Raw genomic sequence first — 18,123 nt, forward strand, 5'->3', positions numbered from 1 at the left:
TGATGGATATATTTATTCTCATCATAAGGCTTCTACTAGCTTTAGCCGAGCTAGTGAAAGCTTTTCTTGAGCTAATCGCTCAATTATAAAAACATAACAAGAGGCATTATACTCAATCTAGCCAAAGTTTTGATTGATTCTTCAACACAGCAAACTATACAAGGAAGAAAGTCCATAAATGGAGGCTAGATTGAGTTTGGGATTATTCCCAATGCCTCTCTCCCCCTTGTAAATTTTCTTACGCAGTTTTTGCATTGCTTGTTCCCTCATACTTCTTTTTGGTGTTTCTAGAATCTTTTGGATTCTCTTTTTTGAAGTTTGTTTTGCTAAACCACATTTTCTAATTTTTCAAGCTTGGCTTGGTGTTTTTCTTGTGAAGTTTGGCTTGGGGAAATGTTTTCTAGTGATTCTAGAATCTCTTGGGATTCTTTTTCTTTGAGTTGCTTTGGGGAAAGCACGGCTTTTGGTGTTTCAGGCTCGGCTTGAATTCTTTCTTTTCAAGTTGGCTTGAGCAAAGTACCCTTTATACAATTCTAGAATCCCCTAGGATCTCTCTTAAGGGGGTCAAGGGGAACTTATAGCAGCGTTCCCCTTATCCCCCTTAACAACCCCCATAACCCCAGCATTGCATTAGCAAGGCTCGTTCAAGATTACATTGACTTGGAATCTTTTTTGGTTCTACAAGGTTGGTTTGGGAAGCGGTTTGCATTGCCTTATATGAAATAGTGAGGGTTTTGTGTTTTTTAGAGTTTTAAAAGATTGCAACAAGAATCTAATGATTAGTAAAGAAATATAAAAATCTAGAATCAAAGTTTTTCAAAAAGATTTCAAAGATTCCAAGAATCTAGAATTAAACCAAAAAACAAATCTGAAACACCAAAGAATCAAAACAAAATCAAACTAATGTGGGTAACACACAAAAAAGCGGGCAGGGGGTTTGGGGGATTTTAAGGGGGATAAGGGGGGTGCCTCGCAATAAACCCCCTTGTCCCCCTTATAGAGAAAAAGCAAAGTTGGATTTGGTGATTAGAAAGTGTGCTTCACTCAATCCAAGATTCAACAACCAAAAGAATCACCAAAGAATATAGAGCCTCTCAATCCAACTCCAAAAAAAAGAAACTAAGAGATTCTAGAATCCCTCAAAAGTGTGCTTCTGAAAAAGCAAGAATCAAAAAGAGAGACAGCGAACAGCGTTTTGCAAAACCGCACTTTTGTCAATTCTAGAATCCTTTGGCTTCCACAAGGTTAGTTTGGTCAGCGGTTTGCCGTGATTGTATGAAATAGTGGGGTTTTGGGTTTTTAGGGTTTTGGCAAAGATTGCAAAGGATTCTAAAAACTCATTTGAGAAACGCACCAAAGGCATTGAGACTTGTGCAATGCCAAACACAATCTCCTCTCTTGAATTTTGGGATATTTTTTTGAGATATAATCTAAAATATTTTGAGCACATATCCCATCCCACCATTTGTCGCACTTGCAAATATCTTGATATTTTGTGTTGTTTGGATTTGGTGATTTTGGTATAAGTGTGCTTTGGAAAAATACAAATGAAGGAAGTAAATGGGTTTTGCAATCGGAGTGTTGGCGTTAGGAATCGCAGTTTTGATCAATATCGTTTTCAAAAGGATCGACATCCCTGTCATCATCGGCTACATTGTCACAGGGACGATTATTGTGTATGTGTTTGATTTGCACACAATGAGTGAATTGGGGGAACTGAATGAAATCGCAGAATTAGGGATCGTGTTTTTGATGTTTATGATTGGGCTAGAGTTTAGCTTCACACGAATCAAATCGATGAAACAAGAGGTTTTGTTTTTTGGGGCGTTGCAAGTGTGCTTGACTTCTGTGCTGTTTTTTTGCATTTGTTTTTTTGTGTTCAAAATGGGAGCGACGACTTCCTCTGTGATCGCAAGTGCTTTTTCTTTGTCCTCTACAGCGATTGTCCTCAAGAGCTTTGAGGAGAGCAAAACGATGGGCAGAGAGTATGCCAAAAATGCGTTGGGCATTTTGATTATGCAAGATATTGCAGTGATTCCTATTTTGCTGATGGTGTCAATGCTTGGGAATCAAGATCAAGAATTTTTGCCAATGGTCTCTCAGACTTTGATTTCTGCGATTGTGGTGCTTTTCATTTTGTTTGTCCCCGGCAAGTTTATGGCGACGCGTATTTTGAAATTTGCTGCAGACACACAAATGGATGAGATTTTTGTGGGGACAGTGCTTTTTATTGTGTTGGGTGCTTCGCTTTTGAGTGAGCGTTTTGGTTTTTCTCATTCTTTGGGAGCATTTGTGGCAGGAATGGTGATCTCAAGCTCTAGATACAAATATCAGGTAGAAGCGGATTTGGCACATTTCCGTGATATTTTTTTGGGATTGTTTTTTGTCACTGTGGGAATGCAAGTCAATGTGGAATTTTTGATGCAACATTTTTTTATCATCGGGATGTTTTTGCTCCTTGTGATGTTGCTAAAAATCGGGGTTATTTTTGCGATTTTGAGGGTTTTTAGGCGTAGTGCCAAAATGTCTCTCAAAACCGCTTTGTCTCTTTGTCAGATTGGGGAGTTTTCTTTTGCTATCTTTTTACTTGCAAGGACGCACAATATCATTTCTTTTGATACCGACAATCCATTGCTGCAGCTTTGTATCCATTACAAACTTTTGTCTGAAGATTTTTCTGTAGATTCATTGCAGCAGGTTTTGACTTTGATGGCGATTTTGTCAATGATTGCCACCCCTTTTATTCTGAAAAATCTGCGTGCCATCGCAGATGTTTTCTTGCCCAAAAAAATCGCCCAAGAATCTCATCAGGAAGTAGCCGTGCAAATGCCAACAAAGATAGAGGACCACATCGTCGTCTGTGGATATGGCAACTTTGGACAAGCCACGGTGGCGTATCTGAAAGAAAACAATGTGAAATATATTGCCATAGATTACAATCTAAGCAAGGTTGAGCAAGGGATCAGTGCGGGGGACAATGTGATTTTTGGGAATATCGCACAAAAGAGTATCCTAGAGCAACTCAATCTGCAAAAAAGTGTCGCAGTCATCGTGGCGATCGATCACACAAGCCACTTGCAAAACATCTGTGAAATCATTTTGCAAAAAGCACCAAATTGTCGCGTAATTGCCAAAGTTTCCACAGAATCAGAAGAATACGATTTGGAGGGCTTGGATCTTGATTTGATCATCAATGAGAAAAAAGAGATTGCCAAAATCCTTGCGTGTCGGGCATTGGAGCTTTGCGATGACAAACCCAAAGAATAGGCTTGGGTTTATTTGAACTCTTTGAACCAGTCTTTGACTTTTTGACAGGCTTGTTCTAGCATACTTTTGTGGGGTTGGCTGTGTTCGCCAAAACTTTGGTGCAGTTTTTCTAGAAGTTCTTTTTGCTCTTTGTTGAGTTTGGTGGGGTAGATGGTTTTGATTTGTGCGATTAGATCGCCATATCCGCCACCTCTTAGACTTTTGACACCGCAGCCTTTGAAAATGAAAGGCTTGACATCTTTGGAAGCAGAGGGGATTTCAAGCTCTAGCTCTTTGCGAGGAGAGGGGATTTTGATCGTTGCACCCAAAATGATTGAAGTAAAAAAAACAGGCACTTCGACATAGAGATTTTCTCCATCGCGGATGAAATGCTCATCATCTTTGACATACAAACGCACATACAAATCCCCACGACTGCCATTTTTGTCTTGGTTTCCGTGATGTGCGACGCGGATTTGGTTGCCATTATCCACGCCCTCTGGGATTTTGATTTCAAAAGTTTCTTGGTGTGCCTCATAGCCATTGCCTTTGCAATCTGGGCATTGTTCTGATACCACTTCACCACTGCCTTGACATTGTGGGCAAGTCTGTGCAAAAGTCATAAAGCCTTGTCTGATTCCAATCTGCCCATGCCCTTGACATTGTGGGCAGGTGTTTTTTTTGCTTGCACCACTGCCACTGCAAGTCTTGCAAGCGATTTTGTATGAGAGAGAGATCTCTTTTTTGCACCCAAAAATCGCCTCTTTGAACTCTAGCTCTAGATCGATTGCAAAATCAAGTGCAAATTTGAGAGCGTCTCTTTGTCTCCTTGTGCTTTTGCCCCCACCAAAAAAATCGCCAAATATATCTCCAAATATATCTCCAAAGCCCTCAAATCCCCCTGCACCTCGTCCTCCACCCTGCAAACCTGCTTTGCCATAAGTATCATAGATCCCGCGTTTTTCTTCATCGCTTAGGACTTCATAGGCTTCATTGATTTTTTTGAATTGCTCTTCTGCTTGAGGATTATCGGGGTTGCGATCTGGGTGATACTGCATCGCCTTTCTCCTAAAAGCTTTTTTGATTTGTTCTTGGGAGGCGGTTTTGCTCAACTCCAATATTTCATAATAGTCAAAATCTTCCAAAGTGATGCCCTTGTGTTAAACTTGTAAAAATTGAAATTCTATCAAACCAAACTCCAAAGTGTGCAAAAGTCCAATCGGCTTTGATACTTTTTGTCATCGTTTGCTTGGATAATCGTTTGGCAAACCCAATCAAGCATCTCCCTCCCATTTGGGATGATCAAATCAAGTTATTTCTAGAATCTTATTGTCAAATGCTGTTTGCCAATGTTTTGGGATTGGTTTGGGGGGGGCGATGCTTTTTGAGGATTCTTGATTTGTTGGCTGATTTAACGAGCCTTGCAACACACTTCCCAAAGATTGAAACCAAGCCCAAACACCCAAAGTCACGCTTCTGCTACGCCAAACACGCCAACATGGTTTGCAATCTTTAAGAAATACAAAACATCAAAGATGATAAACTTTGTAACACCAACCATTTGCATAAAAATGAAAATATAGTTCTGTATAAAGCAATTTCAATAATGGGACACTCAATGCAAAGCATAAAATTTCTCAATCAAACAATCAAAATCACAGAAAAAAGAAATGTTTTTTGGACAAGTTTGGGCAAAAAGGCGAGAGGGGCTGTTTTTGCCCAATTTTATACAAAAGATGATGATGTAGATAGCGTCTATGGCTCTTTGTATCTACTCAATCAACAAAATGTTCTGATTGTCAAAGATTATTCTCTTTTTGCCTACAAAAATTTCAGATATTTGAGACGCGATAAGCAAGATGAACTACTCACGCAATGTCTGCAAAACAAAGATGAAAGCTCTATCGGCAGAAAACTGCTCCAAAAAATCACAGATACCATCTCTTGATCTATCAATGCCCCACACCACTAGGGCTTTGCGAGAAGCTATCGTGGCAAAAGACCCAATGCTGTGATGATAGAGAAAATCCCACTACCCTCCAAAATCACAAAAAACACAGCCAACAAAGACAGCAAACCAAGACTTTTGAAGCGTCCGCAAGTGAGTTGCACCTCATCACTTCCAAAATAAATGCTGATAATTATGCGTAGATAATAATAAACCGACAAGATCGTGTTGATGACACCAAAAATCAACAGATCAATACGCCCCCCCTCCACTGCACTAGAAAACACAAAAAGTTTGCCCATAAATCCGACTGTGTAAGGGAATCCCACAAAAGATAGACAAATGATTGTCAATGCAAATGCCTCAAGCGGATGATTTTTGTAAAGACCGCTCAGATCTGCAATCCTAATCTCCCTATCTCCAAAGATCCCATTCAAAATCCCAAAAGCAAACGCCGTCACAATCGCATAGGTGCAGAGATAATACAAAGCAGGATACAAAGAAGGTTCTCCCGCGGAGAGATTGATAAAAATATAACCTGAATGCACAATACTTGCTGCGATCAAGATCTTTTTGACATCGTTTTCTTTGATAGACAAAAGATTCCCTGCAAACATACTAAGCACTGCCAAAAATGCAAAAATCCCTTGCAATATTGGCAGATTGGCACTTGGATACGCGAAGCAAAATTTGATCAAAATAGTAAAACTCGCAAGTTTGAACACAGAGGCAAAAAACCCAGTGATATTCATACTTGAACCATAATACACATCCAAACTCCAGCGATAAAATCCAAAAATACCAATCTTAAAAAACATCATAGAAAGCACAAGGATCATCCCAACAAGACTCAAAAAATCTGTTTGTATGTCAATCAGTGCATACCTTGTGGTGCCACTCACCCCAAAAATAATCGCCGACCCAAGCAGATAAAACGCACTCATCAACGAAGAAAGCAAAAAGTATTTGAAGGCAGATTCGATGCTTTTGTATTCAGTGCTATTGAGGGCAATCATCGCATAAAGACCGATAGAAGCAATCTCTAGACAAATCAATGTGAAAATCAGCTCAGCACTCAAGCTCATCAGCAACAATCCCAAACCGACCAAAGACACCAAAGTAAGCATTTCGTGCTTGTAGTATACAAGATCATCATTGTAAAAACTAGAAGTCAAAAAAATCAAAATCAAAACAGACAGCACAACCCCAAAACAAAATGAAAATTCATCAAAGACGATGAAGCCCACCGCAAACCCCATCAAGTCTCCATTGGCAAAACTAGAATGTGCGACAAAAAACGCCCCCAAAACTATCAGCCAAAAGACGATATTCCAAAGGATCCCTGTTTTTTTGGTGATTTTGCTCACACACAAAAAGATATTCACAATCGCAAAAACTAAAGCGAGGATATAGGGTAAAAACATCATTTTGCAACCCCTAGATTTGGTTTGATATAGCTTTCATAATGCGTCTGCATCGTAGGCTCTATTTTTTTCAAAAAAGGTTTGGGATAAATCCCCATCACAAAAATCATTGAAATTGCCACCATAAAAGCAAGAGTTTCAGAGATTTTGAGATCTTTGAAATGTTGTGTCCTTTCATTTGTGTTTTGCAAAATAGCTCTTCGATACACCACAAACATATAAACCGCTCCAATCACAATAGAAGTCGTCGCAAGAATGCCATACATGAGATCAAGCTCAAACAATCCAAAAATAATCAAAAGCTCCCCCATAAACCCAATCGTCGCAGGCAAACCCACACTTGAAATCATAGCGATAGCAAACAGAGTCGCAAAAACAGGTGCCCTCATTGCAATTCCCCCAAGTTGGCTGATCTCTCTAGTCCCCAATTGCCTGATGATGATCCCCACAAGCAAAAACATCACTCCACTTGTGATCGCGTGTGCCACCACTTGATACATCGCCCCCATCATCGCCTCCACATTCAAAGCAAATGCACCCGCTACAATCAAGCCAAGATGTGAGGCAGAAGCATAGGCAAGTAAGGTTTTGAAATCTTTTGCCCTAAAAGCAGAAGTCCCAAAATACAGCATTGAAAACAAGCCTAGCAAAATAAACCAGCTTGAATACTCCACAAAAGAGGCTGGAAACAAAGGCAACACAAAACGCAAAGTTGCAAAGATCGCCATTTTTGAGGCAATCACAGAGAGCATAAAAGTCGCCGTGGTGATAGAGTTGGTATAAGCCTTGCTAAGCCAAAGGTGGAACGGAAACAAAGGCAACTTGATTGCAAAAGCCAACATAAAACAAAAAAACAAAACACTCTGTGTGCCAACATCCAAAGGAGTCCGAATCAAATCTGCAAGTTTGAAGCTAAAAAAGCCAAAAGCCTCATAATGTTGCACCCCAAGATAGATGATTGCCCCAAGCATCACCATAGAGCCAAAGATCGCATAATACATCATATTGAGAAGCGATGCAGCGCGCTCAGGATTTCTCCCATAGATTCCCACCATGATAAAAATCGGGATAAGCATCATCTCCCAACCCGCATAGAAATACACCAAATCCAAGGAAGAAACTACACTAAAAAATCCACTTTGCATCAACAACATATTTGCCCAATAGCCTTTGTCTGTCCTCTTGAGAATAAAAAACAATGGAGGAAATGAAAAAGCAATCACAAGCAAAATATACAGATTGATCCCATCAACACCGACTAAGTAATTAATGCCATATTGAGGCACCAAGGGCAGGTGATTGACAAATTGGATCCCCCCACCAGCATCAAATGCAAAAAACAGCATAAACCCAAGAAGTGCCACCACAAGCGTCGTGACAAAAGCCAATGCTCTAGCAACAAAATCATTGCAAAACAAAATCATAATCACACCCACGCTAAAGGGGAGAAAAATCATCAAACTCAAGACATAAGGAAGAAACATCATAAACCAACCTTTAGATAAATGATAAGGGCTAACAGAATGGCTAACATATAAAACGCATAAGTGTTTGCAAGTCCGTTTTGTGTCCATTTGGCATAGATCAATCCGCCGATTTTAAACAATCGAGCAGTTTTCATCACCAAAGGATCGAAAACTTTGGCATCCAAAATCTCGCGGACAAACTTGCTCAAAAATGCAAAACTTCTGACAAAAACCAAGTCATAAATTTCATCGATATAAAATTTGTGAATCACAAGATTTTCAAACAACCCAATCTCCTCTTGAGTGTTTTGATAGCGATAAAATTTCTTATAAGCCACAAAAATCCCAAGCAATGCGACAAACAAGCTCACCAATCCACCGATGATCTCAAGTGTCAGGCTAATATGCTCCAAATGCAAAAATACCCCAACGCCTCCACCGATCAGTGCAAAGATGGAGAGAATCACATTGACAAAACTCATCACAAAAGGCACTTGATGCACTTCTTTGGCTTGGTTTTGAGAATAAAACACCAAGAAAAACAACCTAAACACATAATAAGCAGTCAATCCGGCCACAAAAAGCAAAATCAACGCCATCACATAATGCCCATTCAAAAACGCCCCAAGGATAATCGCATCTTTTGAGAAAAATCCCGCAAAAGGGAAAATCCCACTGATTGCTAGAGAGCCAAAGAGCATCGGATAAAACAAAATTTTGTGCTTGTGCAAAGAACCCATTTTGAAAATATTTTGCTCGTGGTGGAGTGCAATGATGATAGAACCTGCCCCCAAAAACAAAAGAGCTTTGAAAAACCCGTGTGTGAATAGATGAAACAAGGCAGACTGAGAGCTAAAGGCAAGACTTGCAAACATATAGCCTAGCTGACTCATCGTAGAATATGCCAAAATCTTTTTGATGTCTGTTGCTTTTGTAGCGATAATGGCAGCAAACAATGCACTTGCCACACCAATATAAGCAAGGACTTCTAGCACTTCATTTAAATCTTTGTATAAAAAATCAAACCTCACCACCATATACACACCTGCAGTCACCATTGTCGCAGCGTGGATAAGGGCAGAGATAGGCGTAGGTCCAGCCATCGCATCAGGAAGCCAAGTATAAAGTGGAATCTGTGCAGATTTGGCTAACGCCCCACAGATGAAACAAAACGCGATAAAAGTCGCTATATCATTGGGAATATAGGCTTTGGATAATGCCTCATAGTCAAATCCCCCCACCGATGCGACAAGATAAAGACTAATCAAGCCAATCAAAAAGCCAAAATCCCCGATTCTGTTGAGGATAAAAGCTTTATTTCCTGCTTTTACATTTGCTTTGGAATCAAAATAAAACGAAATCAGCAAATACGAACAAGCCCCCACTCCTTCCCAACCCACAAACATCAAGATAGGATTATCAGCAAGCACAAGGATAAACATACTTCCCAAAAACAGATTCATATAACAAAAAAACTTGCCAAACCCTTCATCTTTGTCCATATAGCCCACAGAATACAGATGGATAAGCATCCCCAAAAACGCGACAAACACCCCCATAATCGCACTCAACTCATCCAGATAAAACCCTATATTGATTTTGAAAATCCCCACATCAATCCAAGTAAAGGCTTTGAGATCTTGAGTGTGCGTATAATCCACAAACAAAAATGCCATACACACGAAGCTTATCACAGGTGCAATCATTCCCAAAACCGCAAAGGCTGATTGAGAGAGGTGCAAACGATTTTTGCCCAAATATGCCAAACCCAAAACAATGCCTCCCAATAGTGGCGCTAAAATCACAATATCAATCAACATTTTTATCCTTTAGCACATTAAAATCAGTGATACGCAAACTTTGCTTTTTCTTATACAACAGCACAATGAGAGCCAAGCCAAAACTCGCTTCAGCCGCTGCAAGTGCGATGATAAGCATCACAATCACATGCCCATCAAGGTTGAGATTTTCCCTAGCGAACACTGCAAACATCAACGCCACAGCATTGAGCATCAATTCGATTGACATAAAAATAGTAAAAATATTTTTTCTGACCAACACACCCAAAGTCCCGATACAAAACAAAATCAAAGCCACTAATAGATAGAGTTTAAACATTTTTGCCCTTTAAAATTGCAATCACGCCAATCAATGCGATAGTGAGAAGCAAAGAAATCGCCTCAAAACTCAAACTCCAATGATTGAAAAGATAAATCCCCAAACTCTCAATCTCCCCAAAATCAAACGGAGCGACCTCAAAATCATTGGGCAGTTTCCATAACGCATCAATCAAAAGATAAAAAAATCCAGCACAAAGCACCAACGGCAAAAGGGCGGATTTTTTGAACTCGACACAAAGCCTATGGGTAGTGATATTGAAAAACATCATCACAAACACACTAAGCACCATAATCGCCCCAGCATACACAACAATCTGAATCAGAAAGAGGGTTTTGGCAAACAGCAAAAGATAAAGCCCTGCGATAGAAACCATTGTGACAATCAAGCTCAAAGCTCCATAGATTGGTGCTTGAAACAAAACCAATCCCAACGCCCCCAAAATTGCCAAACTCGCAAAATTGATAAACAAAAATAGCTCCATTAAAACTCCCCCTCCTTTCGCTCCGATAAGGTTTTGATATCAATCAAAAAAGATTCTCTACTATTGCCCACTTTGGTAAAAATGCCCGTATCCATTCTTATGGCATCTTTGGGACAAGCCTCTACACAAAGCCCACAATACACACACTCAAGCAAATCGATACTGAAAGTCAAAGGGGCTTTTTCTTTGCTATTTTCCAACTCTTTGGCTGTGATAAAAATACAATCAGCAGGACAGGCGGTAGCACACATATCACAGGCTACGCACTTGAGCTCTCCCTGCTCGTTTTTTGTCAATCTGTGCAATCCCCTATAGCGTTTGGTGATGTCTTGGGGCTTTTGCTCAGGATATTCCAAAAACTCGATTTTGGAAGTATCGCTTGCGTTTTGCAAAAAATGCTTCAATGTCCTAGCCATCCCTGCAAAGATATAGGGTAGATAGATTCGTTGCAAAAAGGGAGTCTTTTTTCTCTGTATGTGTTTGATTTTAATTGCCATAGATCACCACCACTGCTGTAATTATGATATTTAGGATTGCTAGAGGCATCAGCTTCTCCCAACCCAGCCTCTGAATCTGATCGTATCTAAATCTTGGGATTGTCCAACGCACCCAGATAAATACAAAGAGCATCACAAAGGTTTTGAGCGTAAAAATACCTAGATAGAGCAAAGTCACCAATACTTCTTTGCCAAAGCTCTCTAGTCCATTGAAATACAAAAACGCACACACCAAATCCACAACCGCCACAACCGCAAAAGTCGCGATCGTGTAGAATTTGTTTTCACGCTTCCTTAAGTCGTTGTTTGTTTTGTAACGCGTGACATTGTTTTTGCCGATCCAACGCACAAATCCAATCCCAAAAAGAGTCGTCAAACAAGCCATTGCCACAAGAATCACTTGATAATGCTCCAAAAGATCAGCTGTGCTAAGATAGGGCAATGCGTATCCACCAAAAAACAAAGTGATGATCAACGCACTCATTGCCACCATCGCAATATATTCCGCCATAAAAAACATCGCAAAGCTCATCGCACTATATTCTAGATGATAACCTGCCACGATCTCACTCTCTCCCTCTGCAAGGTCAAAGGGGGCTCTGTTTGTCTCTGCAAAAGCACAAACAATGAAAATCACTCCTGCCAAAGGTTGGATGAAAATCCCCCAAGAGGGCAAACCAAAGATCGAGCCTTGTTGGTAATGCACAAAATCATTGAGATGGATCGAACCATAAGTGATCATCATACTCACAACTGCCAATCCTAGAGGGATCTCATAGCTGATCGCACCAGAGGCGGCTCTCAGTGATCCTAGAAGCGAGTATTTGTTGTTGGAAGAATATCCTGCAAGCATAATGCCATAGATACTCAAAGACGCCATTCCAAGATACCATAGCATACCCCCATCAAAAGGAATAGCCTGCATCAGATATTGCACACCATCAAGAGTGAAATAATCAGAAAACGGAATGACAGCAATCGTCATCAAGCTCATCAAAAACAAAATCATCGGAGCAATGGTAAAAAGCACTTTGGAACGAATGCTTGAGGGGGTGAAGTCCTCTTTGATCATCAGTTTGAGGGCATCTGCAAGTGATTGCACCACCCCACCAAGTCGAATGCCTCCGATATTTGTCCGATTGGGACCGGGACGATCTTGAATAAAAGCAGAAATCTTGCGTTCAAGCAAAACCAAAATAGGCACAAATGTGAGTGCAAAAATCAGAATAAAAACAATTCTAAAAAGAATCAAAACCACTTCGCTCATTCAAATACCTTTAAAATATCAAGATCAAATTCATATTGCTTCCCGGCAATCGCACCCACTATCTGCTCAATGCTCAAGGATTGATTGCCAAAACTCGCCTTGCTTGTCCTAAGCTTATTATCCACATTGACACTATGTCCATCGCGATGATATGCACTTGCACAAATCAAATCTGCCCCCTCAAAAGATCCGATACAAATGGTTTGCTTGTTTGCAAGATTCAACCGCTCAATCCCACTTCCCAAATGCAAAACGACCACTTTGTCCTTGAGAGTGGAGAGATCTCGCAAAACCCCAAAATGCTCCACAAAATAATCCAGTCCTTTTTTGTTGGCTGTTTTGTTTGGGTAGCGTAGTTTTAGCCCTTGAGTATCACAAAAGCTTTCATCTACAAAATCATCATAACCATAGACTTTTAGCCCAAAATCTTTGGCAAAATGCACCACCGCAAACATTTCTTCAAGCGAGAGTGAGGAAGTCATCAACAAATCACATTCTCCTGCCTGATGGAGCAATCTCTCTTTGAGCGTGTCAAGCAAACCCTGCACATTTTCTTGCACCAGAATCTGTTCATTTTTGTAGCTATAGCGTCCATAATCACAGATAAAATGCCCATTGACTGCCTCATCGACACGCGGTCTAAAGCGATAAATCCTTTGTTCTTCATATTTATCTTGACTGCTATCCACCCATATCGCACAGCCCCTCTCGCACCCTTGACAAATGGCAGGAGTGTTTTTGAGATGCCATACTCTTTTTTTGAAGCGAAAATCCGCAGAAGTCATCGCCCCGACAGGACAGACATCTACGATGTTTCCCGCATAAGGATTATCGATCTTTTCATCATTAAACAAAATAATCTTGCTATGCTCCCCACGATTGCCGACCCCCAGCTCATAGGTTTGAGTGCAAATCTCTGTAAATCGCACGCAACGCCGACAAAGCACGCAACGCTCCGCATCGTGTATGACATTGCTTCCGAAGTCTTCTTTTTTGGTTTTGCGGACTTTTTCTGTCAGCCTCACTCTTGAATCAGCCTTATCATAGCTCATATAGTATTCTTGCAAGGAGCATTCTCCTGCTTGATCGCACACAGGGCAATCGATAGGGTGATTGATAAACTCAAGCTCCAAAATCCCTCTTTGGATTTTCCTAGTCATCTCGCTATTGATTTTGATTTCCATTCCTGCTTTGATTGGTGTGTCACAAGCGATTTGAGGACGCTTCTGCCCCACAACTTCTATGAGGCACATTCTACAATTCCCGCTCACTCCCAGTGCTTCGTGATAGCAAAAATGAGGGATTTCTATATTGTGCTTTTTTAGCTCACTGATGAGATTGCCTCTCTCATCAACGCTAACTCTCTCCCCATCTACGATAATTTCAACCATTATTCCCCTCCTTGCATAATGCGACAAACTCATCTTCAAATTTTGTGATAAAGCCCATAATGACATCTTTTACGGCAGGGGCAAAAACGCAAATGGTTTTGCCATCAAGCATATAAGAAATATCTTTGAGTGTGTCCAAATCTTTGAGACTTCCCTCGCCCCTGAGCATTTTCTCCACCACTCTCAACGCCCAGCCACAGCCCTCTCTACAAGGGGTGCATTGCCCACAACTCTCCTCTGTATAAAACTCAAGGAGATTGCACAGCACTTCAGGCATACTCACACTATCATCAAAAACCATCATCCCACCCGTGCCAAGCGAACTCCTAAACTCCCCAAGGCTCTCATAATCCAAAGTAGCCCTCAAAACCTCTTCTTTTGTCAAAATCGTAGCACTTGAGCCCCCGGGAATCACGGCTTTGAGCTCTCTGTTTTTCCATACGCCACCACCAAACTCATTGATAAAATCAATCATTTTTGTCCCAAAAGGCATTTCTTTGATACAAGGAGTATTCACGCAACCTGTGACTGAAAACAACAATGTCCCCGGGCTTTTCTCTGTCCCAACAGAGCGATAGGCTTCCCAACCCTTTTTCACGATAAATGGCACGCTTGCGATTGTTTCTACATTATTGACCACACAGGCTGAGCCAAACAAAAAATCAGGTTCTGCTCTGTTGTGTGGTTTTAGTCTTGGGTGTCCTCTTTTGCCCTCTATAGATTCTAGAAGTGCAGATTTCTCTCCGCAGATATAGGCTCCTGCCCCCTTACATACGATGATTTCAAAGCCATTGAGTTCTTTGTGTGCCTCTTTGATCGCTTGGCTCAAAGAGAGATATTCCCTCTCATACTCTCCACGAATATACACATACGCCCGATTGGCTTTCAACGCATAAGAGGCGATGATGATCCCCTCGATGAGTAGATGTGGATCCAGATTGAGGATATATTTGTCCTTGCAGGTTCCGGGCTCACTCTCATCGCCATTGACCACCAAATAACGCTTCTCACTCTCCCAAGCTAACATATTTTTCCACTTCGTGCCACAATGACCGCCGCCCCCACCTTTGCCTCTCAAACCACTCTTATCCACAGCCTCTACGATTGCTTCTCTATCCATTTGAAGGATTTTGGGCAAATCCTCATAGGCACCATAAGCCTTGGCGACTTCAATTTTATGGGCATTTTCAATCCCAAATCTTGCACTAACAACTTGCATCATTTTTCCTTGATTTTTCTATCAAATCACTGATTTTTTTCTCATCCAAAGTATCAATTTGCTCAAGATTACACAGCATACAAGGTGCTTTTTCACAATACCCAAGACACTCACTCTCACCTAGACTAAACAGCCCATCGCTTGTCGTTTCACCCATTTTGATTCCCAAAAGCTCTTCTGCAAACTTGATCAGTGCATCAGCTCCCCTCAATTTGCAAGTGATGGTTTTGCAAAACTTCAGCTCAAACTTACCCTTAGGGCTTGAGTTAAACATCGAATAAAACCCAATCGCTTCAGAATAAAACATCGCACGCACCCCAAGGGTTTTTTCTAGATATTTAATATCCTCGGCTTCTATATAGCCTTTTGTCCTCTGCACTATCCAAAGAGAGGGCAACACAAGTGCTCTTTTGTCATCGACCTGCTGTTCTAGCCTATGCAATGCGTCTAATTGTTCTTGAGTAAATTCAAACTTCATCTATCTAGTTCTCCTGCGATGATATTCAAACTGCCTAGATTCAAAATACTATCAGCGATCAAAGCACCTCGCACCATACTTGAAAATGCGTTGAGTGCATAAAAGCAAGGGGGGCGGAGCTTCACTCTGTAGGGTTTGGGTTTGCCATCACTCACGATAAAAAACCCAAGCTCCCCATTTGCCCCTTCAGTCGCACTATAAAAATGTCCTTTTGGGAGCTTGATCCCATCAAAGACAAGTTTGAAGTGGTTGATGAGGGATTCGATATTGGAATACACTTGTTCTTTGGGGGGCAAAAAGATTTCTTTGTCCTCGATGCTGATTTTGCCCTCTGGAATACGCTTGATCGCTTGTCTGATGATTGAGATAGATTCTCTGATCTCAAAAAATCGCACAAACATACGATCATAGATGTCCCCCTCGCTCCCTACAGGCACTTCAAAATCAAAGCTATCATAGTAGTAATAAGGCTTGTCTTTTCTCAAATCATATCCCACTCCACTAGCTCTCAAATTGGGACCGCTAAACCCATAGCTCAACGCCTCTTTTGCACTGATTTTGCAGATATTTTGCACCCTATCCAAATAGATACGATTTTTCTCAATCAGCACCATCGTATCATCAACGCCTTTTTCTACCTCTTTGAGGTGAGCCAAAAGCTCCTCTTGCCAACCCTCATAAAAATCATTTGCCATACCGCCGATTCTTGCAAATGAGTTTGTAAATCTCGCACCTGTCAATTTGGATAAAAAATCATAGATTTTCTCTCTAGGGTTATAAAGATACCAATAATTTGTCAGCCCCCCCATATCCACAAACATCGCACCCAAGCACACTTCGTGATCGATGATCCGAGCCAACTCACCCAAAATCACACGCATAAAAATCCCGCGATCTGGCAGAGTCACTCCTAGCACATCCTCAATCGCTTTGGCATATCCGATATTGTTGAGCAAAGCAGAGCAGTAGTTCAAGCGATCTGTGTAGGGGATGATTTGAGCGTAGCTATGGTTCTCACAAGCTTTTTCAAATCCGCGATGCAAATACCCTATCTCTGTGACACAAGAGATGATTTTCTCCCCATCCAATGCCACAAAGTTCCTGATCGTTCCGTGCGTTGCCGGGTGAGAGGGTCCGATATTCAAAAATGTGTATTTGGTTTTGAACTCCTCATTCTCCTCGCTCACAAGCCCCTCTCTGTGCATTTGGTTTTTCATCTCATCGACCAAATCATCGCTTTCATACAGCACTTGATAGCCTGTGATGGGGTAGTCTTTTCTCAAAGGGTGCCCTTTGAAATCTTTGTGATTGAGGATACGCCTTAGGTTTGGGTGGTTTTCAAACTGCACCCCAAACTGATCGAAGCATTCCCTCTCCGCCCAATTTGCACTTTTGTAAATCCCCTCAATGCTTGTCACCCTCTCATCTAGATCAAGCTCCAAATAGACACACACCTCCCGCCCGTCTGTTTTGCGAAAAACATAATAAAGGCTGAAGCGTTTGGAAGTGTCAAGATGTAGATTATCCACGCACGCAATATCTGCCAATATCTCAAAGCCAAGAGTATCCCGAATATACAAAGCCACTTCACCAATCAAGCTAGGATTGATTTGTATGCTCAAAAGTCCATTGACATTGCTATGTTTTATGGGATGAAATCTTGATAAAAGCTCTTCAAACATCTAGTAATCCTTTGAAATCTTTGTGCCTATCTTTGATTGATTCACTAGAGATTTTTTCTTGTATTGCCACGATTGCATCGATGATACCTTCAGGACGGGGAGGACAGCCACTGATATAAACATCAACAGGAATGATCTGATCGATTCCTTGCAAAGTCGTATAGTTATCATAAAACCCGCCACTACACGCACACGCCCCCATACTCACCACCCATTTTGGATCGCACATTTGATCATAAATCTCTTTGAGAATCGGAGCTTGTTTGAAAGAAATCGTTCCAGCCACGATCATCAAATCTGCCTGTCTAGGAGAGAAACGCATCACCTCTGCACCAAACCTAGAGAGATCGTGTCTTGAAGAAACAGAGCTCATAAACTCTATCGCACAACAAGCAGTCCCAAAAATCATAGGCCACAGAGAGTTTTTCCTACCCCAGTTAAACAACGCATCAAGTCGCGTTAAAATCACATCGTTTTGAACTAAATTTTCTATTCCCATCTTAAAATCTTCTTTTTGTAGATATAAAACAACCCCACAAGCAAGATTGCCATAAAGACAAACATCACCACAAGCCCATACTCACCAAGCTCACGCAAACTCACAGCCCACGGATACATAAACACCGCCTCTATATCAAAGATGACAAATACAATCGCCACGAGATAATATTTGACATTGATACTTGAGTTGATCCCCCCATAAAAATTCACAATCCCACTCTCATAGGTTTTGTTTTTGGCAGGATTTTGTCTGCTTGGACCTATTTTTTTGGTCAAGAAAAACACCCCAATCAACGAACAAACAATAAACACATACAGATAAAAACTCAAGATAAGATTACCACTCATTGTCCCTCAAATCACCCAAAACGCTTGTTTTGTGGTTTAGTAAAATCTCTCAAA

18 protein-coding genes are annotated in these 18,123 nt (G+C 41.1%); 2 read left to right on the top strand and 16 right to left on the bottom strand.

Annotated elements, in window-relative coordinates:
• Positions 1-141 precede the first annotated feature (141 nt).
• Positions 142-270 (bottom strand): hypothetical protein, encoded by a 129-nt coding sequence (locus BBW65_RS08085; RefSeq protein ID WP_267886406.1) that lies wholly within the window; start codon positions 268-270, stop codon positions 142-144.
• A gap of 898 nt (positions 271-1,168) precedes the next feature.
• The gene (locus tag BBW65_RS07865; RefSeq protein WP_199919478.1) at positions 1,169-1,387 is read right to left on the bottom strand and encodes a hypothetical protein; all 219 of its coding nucleotides are present in this window, start codon (positions 1,385-1,387) and stop codon (positions 1,169-1,171) included.
• A 173-nt stretch (positions 1,388-1,560) separates the two neighbouring features.
• Between BBW65_RS07865 and BBW65_RS03525 the strand changes: the two genes are divergently transcribed.
• Complete coding sequence (locus BBW65_RS03525) at positions 1,561-3,267, top strand: cation:proton antiporter (protein WP_083986036.1); 1,707 nt, start codon at positions 1,561-1,563, stop codon at positions 3,265-3,267.
• A gap of 8 nt (positions 3,268-3,275) precedes the next feature.
• Here the strand turns inward: BBW65_RS03525 and dnaJ are convergent, their stop codons facing one another.
• Complete coding sequence (gene dnaJ, locus BBW65_RS03530) at positions 3,276-4,391, bottom strand: molecular chaperone DnaJ (RefSeq protein ID WP_066339788.1); 1,116 nt, start codon at positions 4,389-4,391, stop codon at positions 3,276-3,278.
• A gap of 473 nt (positions 4,392-4,864) precedes the next feature.
• Here dnaJ and BBW65_RS03535 point away from each other — a divergent pair, with 473 nt between their 5' ends.
• Positions 4,865-5,194, top strand: a complete 330-nt coding sequence (locus BBW65_RS03535) for a hypothetical protein (RefSeq protein ID WP_066339790.1) — start codon at positions 4,865-4,867, stop codon at positions 5,192-5,194.
• 38 nt (positions 5,195-5,232) lie between these two features.
• Here the strand turns inward: BBW65_RS03535 and BBW65_RS03540 are convergent, their stop codons facing one another.
• From BBW65_RS03540 to ndhC, 13 genes are read right to left on the bottom strand one after another with little or no spacing between them, the layout of a single operon-like run.
• Positions 5,233-6,621: an NADH-quinone oxidoreductase subunit N gene (locus tag BBW65_RS03540; RefSeq protein ID WP_066339792.1), complete on the bottom strand. Its 1,389-nt coding sequence runs from the start codon at positions 6,619-6,621 to the stop codon at positions 5,233-5,235.
• Complete coding sequence (locus BBW65_RS03545; RefSeq protein ID WP_199919479.1) at positions 6,618-8,105, bottom strand: complex I subunit 4 family protein; 1,488 nt, start codon at positions 8,103-8,105, stop codon at positions 6,618-6,620. The genes BBW65_RS03540 and BBW65_RS03545 overlap by 4 nt, the downstream gene beginning before the upstream one ends.
• Entirely contained in the window at positions 8,102-9,904 is a 1,803-nt protein-coding gene (nuoL, locus tag BBW65_RS03550; protein WP_066339799.1) for an NADH-quinone oxidoreductase subunit L, read from the bottom strand. Before nuoL ends, BBW65_RS03545 begins: the two co-directional genes overlap by 4 nt.
• A complete protein-coding gene (gene nuoK, locus BBW65_RS03555; protein WP_066339807.1) occupies positions 9,894-10,202 on the bottom strand; it encodes an NADH-quinone oxidoreductase subunit NuoK in 309 nt (102 codons plus the stop codon). Before nuoK ends, nuoL begins: the two co-directional genes overlap by 11 nt.
• On the bottom strand, positions 10,195-10,686 hold the full coding sequence (locus BBW65_RS03560) for an NADH-quinone oxidoreductase subunit J family protein (RefSeq protein WP_066339810.1): 492 nt from the start codon (positions 10,684-10,686) through the stop codon (positions 10,195-10,197). Before BBW65_RS03560 ends, nuoK begins: the two co-directional genes overlap by 8 nt.
• Positions 10,686-11,183, bottom strand: coding sequence for a NuoI/complex I 23 kDa subunit family protein (locus BBW65_RS03565; protein WP_199919480.1), 498 nt, complete (start codon positions 11,181-11,183; stop codon positions 10,686-10,688). The genes BBW65_RS03560 and BBW65_RS03565 overlap by 1 nt, the downstream gene beginning before the upstream one ends.
• On the bottom strand, positions 11,173-12,450 hold the full coding sequence (locus BBW65_RS03570) for a complex I subunit 1/NuoH family protein (protein WP_066339811.1): 1,278 nt from the start codon (positions 12,448-12,450) through the stop codon (positions 11,173-11,175). Before BBW65_RS03570 ends, BBW65_RS03565 begins: the two co-directional genes overlap by 11 nt.
• Positions 12,447-13,841 carry a 2Fe-2S iron-sulfur cluster-binding protein gene (locus BBW65_RS03575; RefSeq protein ID WP_066339814.1) on the bottom strand — a complete coding sequence of 465 codons (1,395 nt, stop codon included), beginning with the start codon at positions 13,839-13,841 and terminating at the stop codon, positions 12,447-12,449. Before BBW65_RS03575 ends, BBW65_RS03570 begins: the two co-directional genes overlap by 4 nt.
• Complete coding sequence (nuoF, locus tag BBW65_RS03580; RefSeq protein WP_066339817.1) at positions 13,834-15,060, bottom strand: NADH-quinone oxidoreductase subunit NuoF; 1,227 nt, start codon at positions 15,058-15,060, stop codon at positions 13,834-13,836. Before nuoF ends, BBW65_RS03575 begins: the two co-directional genes overlap by 8 nt.
• The gene (locus BBW65_RS03585) at positions 15,047-15,538 is read right to left on the bottom strand and encodes an NADH-quinone oxidoreductase subunit NuoE family protein (protein WP_066339821.1); all 492 of its coding nucleotides are present in this window, start codon (positions 15,536-15,538) and stop codon (positions 15,047-15,049) included. Before BBW65_RS03585 ends, nuoF begins: the two co-directional genes overlap by 14 nt.
• Positions 15,535-17,220, bottom strand: a complete 1,686-nt coding sequence (locus BBW65_RS03590) for an NADH-quinone oxidoreductase subunit D (RefSeq protein WP_066339823.1) — start codon at positions 17,218-17,220, stop codon at positions 15,535-15,537. The genes BBW65_RS03585 and BBW65_RS03590 overlap by 4 nt, the downstream gene beginning before the upstream one ends.
• Entirely contained in the window at positions 17,213-17,719 is a 507-nt protein-coding gene (locus tag BBW65_RS03595) for an NADH-quinone oxidoreductase subunit B (RefSeq protein ID WP_066339825.1), read from the bottom strand. Before BBW65_RS03595 ends, BBW65_RS03590 begins: the two co-directional genes overlap by 8 nt.
• Positions 17,710-18,069 carry an NADH-quinone oxidoreductase subunit A gene (gene ndhC / locus BBW65_RS03600; RefSeq protein WP_066339827.1) on the bottom strand — a complete coding sequence of 120 codons (360 nt, stop codon included), beginning with the start codon at positions 18,067-18,069 and terminating at the stop codon, positions 17,710-17,712. Before ndhC ends, BBW65_RS03595 begins: the two co-directional genes overlap by 10 nt.
• Between the last annotated feature and the right edge of the window lie 54 nt (positions 18,070-18,123).

It is taken from the genome of Helicobacter enhydrae, from assembly GCF_001693335.1.
GTDB lineage: Bacteria > Campylobacterota > Campylobacteria > Campylobacterales > Helicobacteraceae > Helicobacter_G > Helicobacter_G enhydrae.